Source organism: Candidatus Alcyoniella australis (genome assembly GCA_030765605.1).
Lineage (GTDB): Bacteria > Lernaellota > Lernaellaia > JAVCCG01 > Alcyoniellaceae > Alcyoniella > Alcyoniella australis.
This window is the reverse complement of the sequence record JAVCCG010000134.1, coordinates 1-9,693: the sequence shown is the minus strand read 5'-3', so window position 1 is coordinate 9,693 and position 9,693 is coordinate 1. Positions and strand designations below refer to the sequence as shown.

Here is a 9,693-nt window from a genome sequence, read left to right as displayed (position 1 = left end):
TTGTGTGTAGGGCTCGCGGGGCATTGGAACGAAATTTCTTAATATCGTTCTGCATGCCGCCTCTAACATTATCCGCGACCCTCAACAGTCAGTAGGTCAGCCGTACCGGGTTCTCCACGCATTTTTACTTCGACATGCGCGCGGAAAAGTTCGTCGTTTGGCCCACCTCAAAATAAATTTCGTTCCAACACCCCGCGAGCCAGGGTGGGGTGGGACAGGCGCGTCGGCTTGTTCCAAGCCGACGCGCCGCTCTCTCCCCCGCGCGAGCCGGGCGGCTTCGAGCCGCTGCAAGGCTCGCATATTTCCCGGATCGTTTAGCGTCGATCTATGCCGCGTCGCGGAGATTATCGTTGAGCCAAGAGTTTGGTCCGCTTGCGAGTTTTGCCCCGGCTCTAAGCCGGGCGGGTTCTCATCCGAAAATAGGACTGACCAGCGTCATTGGCAAAGCCGGACACCGAGCGCATCCGCCAGTCGATGAAAAGAAGTCTTAGCTTGTAACGATGAACTCAGCGCCTTTGAGAACCCGCTGAGCAAGCCCCCGTGCGAACCAGACAACTATCTCAACGTATTTCGGACCGGCAATCCGAAAAAATCTCAAACTGATTTCTGCCGAGCGCCCACCCAATAATGTTATTCAACATTATTACCCCCCCACCATCATCGTCCGATGCGGGGTGGGGCGTGGCGCTACGACCAGCGAACTACGCGAGCTTTGTGGCAGTTCCACGCTGCCTCAAAGCCGCCGGAGCGGGGCGGCATGACCGCCCCACCCCGAGGCTAAAAATTACTCAGCCACAGCATCCGCTGTCGTCATCATCGTCGTCGTCATCTTCTGTATCGTCATCGTCGTCATCGTCGTCATCGTCGTCGTCTCCGGCCGCCTCGATAGCGAAACCGGCGTCAAGGGTGCCCTCGCCGTTGGGCGTGGTGACCACCACGTCGTAATCGCCGATCTCGGCGTCGGTCAGGTCAAAATCGCAGGTCAGGGTCTGCGGGTCGGTGACCACCACGTCGGTGCCGTTGATGTCGGCCTTGGCCGGGCCGCTGAGCATTACCGTGGTATCGCCGTCGATGAAGAAGTCGCCGCTGATCGTCACGCTCACCGCGCCGTCGTTGGTTCCGCTGGCCGGAGTGATCGACGCCACTGCGGGCGGCTGCACCTGCGCCCAGGCCCAGGCCAGGGCGTTACCCGCCATGATGTCCAAATCGTCGGCCGCCGGGTTGAAGTACGTACCGGCAAAGACGAAGTTGAACGCTACAACCGGGCCCAGGGTGGCGACCAACTCCTCGCTGTTGTCCCACGAGGCCACCAAGTCGGCGCCCGCGACCAAAGCCGAATCAGCGATCGTATCGGTCAGTACGGAGCTCACCGAATCCATGATCGGATGATCGGCGTTAAAGTCGCCCAGGGACCGCAGGGTGAACACCGGAACGCCTCCGATAAGCGGCGCGTATTGCTCGGTCGCAAAACGGCCGCCGATCGCCCAGACACCTGGCGATACGGCCGGCAGATCCACGACCACTGCGCCGCCGCCGTCTATGTAGTCGGCCAGGATGTTGCCCATCGCTACCGGACCGACAATAGCGTTGTAAGAGTGAACAAACACCGCGTCGTAGCCCTGGAGGGTCTCAAGGGTTGGAAGGGGGGCGACGTTGATGTCGATCACGGTTATCGAGTCGATATCAGGGTCGTTCTCCAAAGCCATAACCAGAGGACCAGGAGCGCTGCCGGTGTCGCTGTAGAGCAGGGCTCCGTCGAACGCAACGGCCGAGCCTGCAAATACAAGCGTTCAAATCATCGAGATGATTAGCATATTACTCTTCATTTTCAACTCCTTCTTGAAGGTTCGATAAACAAATTGTTGCTATTTGTCCTGAATAGCAGACCTCGGATGGTTTAAGCAAGAGAAAAAGAGGCCGCTCAAACAGATGGCGGCGACAATGCCGACTGCTGTCCTTCCGTGCTGATCTTGCTATTGCGAAGGCCCGTGTTCTGTAATACATTTACCCTCGACGCCCCGTCTAAAATCCCATCCCATGGAGGGTTTACATGTCGATTACACCACGCGTGAAACAGATCCTGAGCTGGTACGAGTCCGACTGCCCGGGCACCAAGGCCAATCTCTATCGCTTCCTGATGCAGGGCAAACTCGGCGGCACTGGCAAGATGGTGATTTTGCCTGTTGACCAGGGATTCGAGCACGGACCGGCGCGCAGCTTTGCCAAGAACGAGCCGGGTTACGATCCGGACTATCATTTCCAGCTCGCCCTGGACGCAGGCATGAGCGGCTATGCCGCGCCCCTGGGCTTTATCGAGGCCGGGGCCGACAAGTTCGCCGGACAGATTCCGCTGATTCTCAAGGCCAACAACTCCGACTCGCTGTTCACTGCCGAGGATCCCTACCCGGCGGTCACCGCGGATGTGGATGACGCGTTGCGTCTGGGTTGTTCGGCCATCGGCTTTACAATCTATCCCGGATCGGGTTTCCGCAACGAGATGTACGGCGAAATCCGCGAGCTGGCGTCCGAGGCCAAGGCCGCGGGACTGGCTGTAGTGGTCTGGTCCTATCCGCGCGGCTCGGGCTTGACCAAGGAGGGCGAGACCGCCATCGACGTGGCGGCCTACGCCGCGCAGATCGCCTGTCAGCTCGGCGCGCATATCGTCAAGGTCAAGCCGCCCACCGACCACATCGAGCAGGACGCCGCGCGCAAGGTCTACCAAGCCGAGAAAATCAAGATCGACACCCTGGCCGACCGCGTACGCCACGTGGTGCAGTCGGCGTTCAACGGCAAACGGATCGTGATCTTCTCCGGCGGCGCGGCCAAAGACACTGACGGCGTGCTCGAGGACATCCGCGGGATTCACGCCGGAGGCGGCTTCGGCTCGATCATCGGCCGCAACAGCTTCCAGCGCACCAAGGCCGACGCCCTGGATCTGCTGAACCAAATTATGGATATCTACACCTCGTAGACGCACCGATAAAGTTGCATCACAACAGGGTCCGGCATTGCTGCCGGGCCCTGTTTTTTTTCGGGTCCCACCGCCGCCCCCTCCGCAAAATATGATTAAATAGTGCGATCCCCCGCACAGAGGAGAGCCGCATGCGTTGCGTCGCAATCGTCGGGTTGCTGATCTTGTGCCTGGCGCCGACCTTGGCTTGGGGCCAGGTCTGCGAGTCGGGCTGGAGCTACGGCCAGAACGCGCCGACCACGATCTATCGCGGTCAGGCCGCGTACTCCGAGGGCCTGGTCTACATGACCACCGGCGCGGACCAGGACGGCAACCAAATCGCCACGCTCTACGTCTACGATGTCGCGGCCGACTCCTGGAACGGCGGCGGCTGCTCATACGGCTGATTCGGCCACATGAACGCCTGTATGGCGTTACAGCACAACAAACTCTATTTGTTCGGCGGCTACGACCAGGATCTGACCAGCGTTAAGAACAACAACCTCGAATTCGACATCGCCTCGAGCACCTGGACCTGGCGCACCAACATGCCGTTCTACTCATCGGGCCCCTTTTGCGCCAATGTCAACGGCAAGCTGCACGTGGCCGGCGGCTGGAATTCGAGCTATATCAGCAACCACGCGGTCTACGATCCGATCGCCGACACCTGGGACAGCTCCCCGGCCGACCTGCCCACGGCCCGCGGCTTCGGCCTGGGAACATCAGACGGCGAAACGTTCTACGTCTTGGGCTCGCAGGACGACGCTCTGGCCTATGCCTATGATCCCACGGTCGATGGTTGGAGCGCCCTGCCCCAGATGCTCGACTGGCGCTACAGCCCGGGCGGCGGATTTGTTGCCGGCTCGCTTTACGCCCTTGGCGGCGGCGGCCGCGAGGGCAACGCCTGGAAGCCCCGCGATTCCAGCGAAATCCTCGACCTCGAGGGCACGAGCTGGAACGCGTTCGACCTGAGCCCGGACGATCCGCTGGTCGCACCCTGCTCGGTGTTCGCGCCGGACCAGGGCGGAATGCTGATTTTGATCGGCGGCATCAACGACTCCACCGTGAGCAACAAAACCCAGATCCTGCGGCTGTGCCTGGCGCAGCTAAGCAACGTCTCGCCCCCTGCGGGCCAAAACAGCGAGGACGTGCTGCTGACCATCAGCGGCGACAATTTCGAGGCGGACGACGCGTTCTTTCTCTATAACGAGTCCAAAGGACGCATCGATCTGCAAGGGTTGAGCATCGAGTCGGCGACCACAGCCACGGGCACCGTGACCGCAGGCCGAAGCGCCGGGGTCTACGAGCTGATCGTCTCCAGCGCCACGGGCGAGCGCGCGACTTTGGCAAACGCCTTCCAGGTGATCGGACCCGACGATGATGATGATGACGACGATGATCTCGATGACGCTGACGACGATATCGACTCTGACGGCGATATCAACTCTGACGACGATGATGACGGCTGCTGCGGATAATCGCGGCTGTTGACCCTGGTCTTGATCCTTGGGCTGGTGATGATCTCCTGCGACGACGATGACGGAGACGAGAGTTAGCCCGAATTTTTAATCCGGCCCGCGAGCATGCCGCGCAGTCCTGTTTTCGGCGGGACCGGATGGAAGCGGGTGTGGGGACGGTCGGGATCGCAGAGGAATTCGGTCAGATCGCGGGAAAACCGCTCGGGCGCGTCGAGCTGCGGATAATGTCCGCACCCTTTGTAGATCGTCAGCGTGATGTTCTCGGAATTCGCCAGCGTGTTTTTCCCGTGCTGGATCGGAATGATCGGGTCCTTGGAGCCCCAGAACAGGGCCACCGGCGGCATGTCCTCGACCTCGCCCGCCCGTTGAATCGTCTGCATGTATTGGCCGAAGAAATTGATGACGCCTTCCAGGCTGCGTTGGAACGCGCGGTCGGTTCCCGGAATGCGGATCATGCGCACGAAACGCTCCTGCTCCTCGGGCTCCATGTGGCCGAAGATCTCCGACGAGTGTTTGAGCACCACGGGTAAAATGTGGCGCAGGACCAGCGGCGTGATCTTGGCCCCGAGAACCGGAAACGTCGCAAAGCGCATGCTCATGGCGACCTGTCGGCCCAGTCCGCCCGCTGAGACCAGCGCCAGACGATCGATCCGTTGCCGCTGATCCAGGACCATCCATTGGGCGATTCCGCCTCCGAACGAATGGCCGCACAGGTGCGCCTTGCGCAAGCCGATCTGTTCCATCCAGGCGTCCATGATCTGCGCATACCACGTCAGCGTATAGGGAGCATCGGGCCGTCCGGAAAAGCCGTGCCCCGGCAGATCGGGCATCAGCACCCGAAATCGCCGAGCCAGAAACGGCGCGGCCCTGCGCCAGGCGCGATGGGAATCCTGGATCCCGTGGATCAGGACCAGCGGCTGGCCCGAACCCATCTCGCCCCAGGTGATCGTAGTGCCGAGCACCGCTGTTTCATGTGGCTCACCGAGCATTTCCATCGACTTACCTCTTGGCCGTTTGGCCGTCAATAACCATACAGCCTGCGGATAGTTGTAAAATAAAGGCGTAGCCCGGATTATTCATGAAGGTTCGTATACGAAATGTGCAAGGTGCCGCAAGAACAAGGAAGCCGAGCCGAGACTCCGCAGGCGTACCCACTGCGGTACGTCGAGGACGGATCGGCGAGGATGACGCTGTTATTGCGAGCAGATTGTGCATTGCAGTAGAACCTTCATGAATAATGCGGGCTAAGCTCGATAATATCACGGTTGTAAATGAAAAGCCCGCAGCCGGCGCTTATCGTGCTGATAGATGATAGACGCTGCTTTCCGGCAACAGCGGATGAAAAAACCGCGTCCTTGAACCGGGGCGTCGCTGTAAGCGTCCCAGGGCTCAAGGACTTGCAAAACAGCCTCAAACCTTAACCGTGCTTATCAAGCATCGCTCGTGATGCTCGCACTGCGGCCATTCAGGGGTCGCGGGATCGATCCATTTGATTTTAAGTACTTATTGCCGGGGCGATAAAAAGCATTACTCGCCGGTTAAAATATGCTATATTGATTTTTTACATACACCAAGGCAATGCATAAAGGGATTTTCCGGATGCACCGCGATTCCCGTCTGCCGTTTAATATTGCTACTTTATTTATTTTGTTCTGTATGCTTTGCTGCGGTTCGGACTGGATAAGGGAGTATCTATTACAGTATATTTTCTGGGGACTGGCGCTTTTCTCGATCATTTGTTTTATCTCGAAAGTTTTGCTCCTATTCCTATTTCTCGTCTGGATGCTGTTATATCTTTGCACGACCATCTCGCCGGGACATCCTCGATTGCGGAAATACATTGGTCAAACGTACAAGCTCAAGACGATCATCGGCCGCATTTTGTTGTTTTGCGGGGTCTTGTGTAGCTTGGCCGTATATCTTTTCATGTTGTTTTGGGAGCCGAACTACTGTCGCATTCTGACCGCGAACACTTTGCTTTCCCTGCTGATAATCATCAACGGCAATTTCAAACGCAGCTCGTTCCTCGTCGCCGGGCTCGCCGCGGTCGCATCGGCTGCGCCCGTGTTTATCGAACAGAGTCTGTTTCCCTTGGTTTTCTGGTTCATAGTTTGTCTATCATTCGTATCGGCGCTGTACTGGGCTGCGAAAGGCTTCAAGCCCGCGCTCGAAAGTAGATTGATTTATCACGGTATGGTGGTCGCCCTGTTGGCGATATCCGGTGTTGTCGGTATTCATTTCAAGCTGCAGCCATCCCATCCGCCGTCACCGCAACTGAATGTTCTATACGGGCCGCTTGATCCTCTTTTCAAAAGGCACCTAGCCCATCAGCTATTCGATATGAAATCGGATGCAGGCAACAACGTTCTCTATTTCACGGACAAGTTTGCAGGCGAGATCGGGCGCATCGATCTGTCGAGCGGCTCGGTGAAGCTTTCCAATCCGAAATACCATGGGGTGGAACAACTCGTGCTGCGCGACAACGGCGACCGGCTGGCGATCTTCACCAAGGAACCCTTCTCTCTTTTTGTGCTGTCTGCCGAATCTCTTGACGAGGAAAAACAATGCTGCGTCCCCCTGCCGGAACAGGACGCCATTTGGGGATTCCAAGACATCGCAGCCGTTGTAAACGGTTACAGCGTGTTGTTGGGGTTCAATGATTTGGCAGCCGTCGGATCAGAGCCATACATGGCGGCCACCGTCGAGTTTCACATGCCCTCTTTAGGAAGACGAAACAATCTATATTGGGTTCGTCACGATTCCTGTGCATTCCAACCGGCCGATCTTCAGCGCAACATCGACTGCCCCTACCAGACGCTGTGTTCTGAGCGACATGGGATCTGTTTCGTCTCGGGGATGTTCTTTTCCAGCCGCCTGCTCTCATTCTCCTATGATTCCAAGATGTACCCCACCGATTCCAAAACCCTTTTCATCGGCCCCTTTGCATTGGGAATGGCATTGGATGAAACTTCTGGATTACTGTTCGTTGCGCGACCCATGTCGTGGTCCGTCGATGTAATCGATATTCCCACGTTCAGCCGCATCAGGCGCATTCCGACCCATCCGATGGTGCGCGCCATCGCCTGCGCCCCCCAACTTGATATGCTGTTTTGCTCCAGCTATTTCAGCGGAAAAATTCAAGTGATTCAAATCTCCACGGGCGAACCCTTGTTTGAACTCATGGTCGGCCCCCACGTCAGAGAGACTATCTGGGACAGCGAACTGGAGACGCTTTTCCTGCTCGATGAAGAACATATCTATTCAGTTTCAGGAGTGGACCTGGCCCGCATGAAAAACGACCCGGATTATCCGCAATGAATAATCCGGGCCGGAGTTCTCAGCGCGATTGAGCTTGGATCATTCGATAACGAACGTGGTCTCCAATCCGTACATGCCGAAGATGTAGCGCAGGGAGTAGGAGCCCGCCGCCAGCTCTTGGCCTGTGGGAGCTAGGGGGTCAGGGAGTTCGGGGGACATCCATAACTCACTTTCATATCCCCATAACTCGATTTCAATTAGAGCTACTCTGCATCCCTAGCGCATCTAAAACCCGTAGTAGTGTCCATGACAACTGTAATTCCCCTTTCAGTCGACCTGAGAAGATAGGGTGCGGCGCTATAAAAATCTCCCCCGCGCACCACATGGTAGGGCCCCATATCGCCCCAAGTATAGGCATCATCCCAAGAAGGCCCCTGTGGATTTTCCCAGCCGCCCTCGGGTGGATCGTTGTAGTACATCGGATGGTACCAATCGTAAACCCATTCGGCAGCATTGCCCGCCATGTCATAAAGCCCGCCGGGAGTTGAGCCGTCCGCTGTCTGATAATCATCGTCCTTCATTAGTCCATCGAAATATCCCACTGGAGATGTAGCAGGATACGTCAATCCCTCATAAGGGTCTTCACTGTAATTCCAATTGGCTGCATTGGGTTTCCAGCCGTCGCCCCAGGGATAGACGTTGTAGAAGGTCGAGTCCCCCGTGCGAAAGACCTTGGCTGCCCGCTCCCATTCCGCCTCGGTAGGCAGGCGTTGCTCCAATGACTGGCAGTATTTCGTCGCCCCGTCCCAGGTGATATCGGTTACAGGCCGGTCCTCATACCCCTCGTCCACCTTCCATTCATCGTCTTCCCAGTAGATACCGTAGAAATCCTTTTTTTCATCCGAGTTCTCAACAACAATGCACGGCAAAACGCCGTATTCATCATCGCAGATGTTCTCTGGATTTCTGGAATTCAGATAGTTTGCATATTGTTGATTCGTCACCTCGTAAACATCAATATAGTACGCATCCAAGTAGACCTCGTGGCGCGGGGACTCATCATCTTCACAACGTGTGTCGTCCTCCTCACAGCCCATAAAGAACTTGCCTGCCGGAATCAGCATCTCATCTTCCAGGGTCTGATCATCGTCTTCCTGGTCATCGTCCTGATCTTCATCGTTGTCGTTGTTGTCCGATTTTTCGCAGGCAATCGACAGGATACATATTAAAATCGCCATGATTAACAGCAGCTTTCTCGTCCCCATTAATTGCATACGCTAATCCACCTTCATATTATTTTACAATACACTAGTACGGTCTGCTGTCAAGACGAATCATCGGCCATGCGAGCGTAGATTCTTCGGCCCGGGGCCTCAGGATGACGAATAGCGATTAACATCAATTAGATTGAGCGATACTTATCGTTGCTGATATCATTTCAGCAATCTTAGCAATAATATCAAGTTAAGTATGGTGTCCCTCGAACTCCGCATTAACGGACGAGTTTTGGCGAGGGACAGTTGGCCCGAGTTCGTTAAAAAGCTCTCACCACCATCTGATATTGCAGCCCGGCAGAGCCTTTTGAAGTTCTTGCACGCCGGAGTAGGTGACCTGGGGACCCAACAGGTACAGCTCGCGCAGCTCCTTGAGCCCCTCGAGGTGAGCGAGGCCGGTGTCGGTGACCTGGGTATCACCCAGGTACAGCACTCGCAGCTCCTTGAGCCCCTCGAGGTGAGCGAGGCCGGTGTCGGTGACTTTGGTGCCGGATAGGCCCAGCTCGCGCAGTTCCTTGAGCCCCTCGAGGTGAGCGAGGCCGGAGTCGGTGACTTTGGTGCTGTCTAGGTCCAGCCTGCGCAGCTCCTTGAGCCCCTCGATGTGAACGAGGCCGGAGTCGGTGACCTGGGTATTCCGCAGGTCCAGCAATCGCAGTTCCTTGAGCCCCTCGAGGTGAGCGAGGCCGGAGTCGGTGACCTGGGTATTCCGCAGTTTCAGCTCGCGCAGCTCCTT

8 protein-coding genes are annotated in these 9,693 nt (G+C 56.9%); 4 read left to right on the top strand and 4 right to left on the bottom strand.

Annotated features, from left to right (window positions below; translation table 11 throughout):
- Positions 1-788: 788 nt before the first annotated feature.
- Positions 789-1,700 (bottom strand): hypothetical protein, encoded by a 912-nt coding sequence (locus P9M14_16470; protein MDP8257342.1) that lies wholly within the window; start codon positions 1,698-1,700, stop codon positions 789-791.
- A gap of 350 nt (positions 1,701-2,050) precedes the next feature.
- Between P9M14_16470 and P9M14_16465 the strand changes: the two genes are divergently transcribed.
- From P9M14_16465 to P9M14_16455, 3 genes are all read left to right on the top strand, one after another.
- A complete protein-coding gene (locus P9M14_16465) occupies positions 2,051-2,971 on the top strand; it encodes a class I fructose-bisphosphate aldolase (protein ID MDP8257341.1) in 921 nt (306 codons plus the stop codon).
- Positions 2,972-3,102: 131 nt separating this feature from the next.
- A complete protein-coding gene (locus tag P9M14_16460) occupies positions 3,103-3,357 on the top strand; it encodes a hypothetical protein (protein ID MDP8257340.1) in 255 nt (84 codons plus the stop codon).
- A 21-nt stretch (positions 3,358-3,378) separates the two neighbouring features.
- A complete protein-coding gene (locus P9M14_16455; protein MDP8257339.1) occupies positions 3,379-4,428 on the top strand; it encodes a hypothetical protein in 1,050 nt (349 codons plus the stop codon).
- Positions 4,429-4,502: 74 nt separating this feature from the next.
- On the opposite strand, the gene P9M14_16450 is transcribed toward P9M14_16455, so the two are convergent.
- The gene (locus P9M14_16450; protein MDP8257338.1) at positions 4,503-5,423 is read right to left on the bottom strand and encodes an alpha/beta fold hydrolase; all 921 of its coding nucleotides are present in this window, start codon (positions 5,421-5,423) and stop codon (positions 4,503-4,505) included.
- A 604-nt stretch (positions 5,424-6,027) separates the two neighbouring features.
- Between P9M14_16450 and P9M14_16445 the strand changes: the two genes are divergently transcribed.
- Complete coding sequence (locus tag P9M14_16445; GenBank protein MDP8257337.1) at positions 6,028-7,746, top strand: hypothetical protein; 1,719 nt, start codon at positions 6,028-6,030, stop codon at positions 7,744-7,746.
- 203 nt (positions 7,747-7,949) lie between these two features.
- Here the strand turns inward: P9M14_16445 and P9M14_16440 are convergent, their stop codons facing one another.
- Positions 7,950-8,924 (bottom strand): SUMF1/EgtB/PvdO family nonheme iron enzyme, encoded by a 975-nt coding sequence (locus P9M14_16440; GenBank protein MDP8257336.1) that lies wholly within the window; start codon positions 8,922-8,924, stop codon positions 7,950-7,952.
- A 307-nt stretch (positions 8,925-9,231) separates the two neighbouring features.
- Positions 9,232-9,693: hypothetical protein (locus P9M14_16435; GenBank protein ID MDP8257335.1), on the bottom strand; the 462-nt coding region annotated here is incomplete at its 5' end.

What these genes read in the sequence shown, in the direction of transcription:
- P9M14_16465 (MDP8257341.1), top strand. Translation starts at nt 2,051, where the DNA reads ATGTCGATTACACCACGCGTGAAACAGATCCTGAGCTGGTACGAGTCC.
- P9M14_16460 (MDP8257340.1), top strand. Translation starts at nt 3,103, where the DNA reads ATGCGTTGCGTCGCAATCGTCGGGTTGCTGATCTTGTGCCTGGCGCCG.
- P9M14_16450 (MDP8257338.1), bottom strand. Translation starts at nt 5,423, where the DNA reads ATGGAAATGCTCGGTGAGCCACATGAAACAGCGGTGCTCGGCACTACG.
- P9M14_16445 (MDP8257337.1), top strand. Translation starts at nt 6,028, where the DNA reads ATGCACCGCGATTCCCGTCTGCCGTTTAATATTGCTACTTTATTTATT.
- P9M14_16455 (MDP8257339.1), top strand. Translation starts at nt 3,379, where the DNA reads ATGGCGTTACAGCACAACAAACTCTATTTGTTCGGCGGCTACGACCAG.
- P9M14_16440 (MDP8257336.1), bottom strand. Translation starts at nt 8,924, where the DNA reads ATGGCGATTTTAATATGTATCCTGTCGATTGCCTGCGAAAAATCGGAC.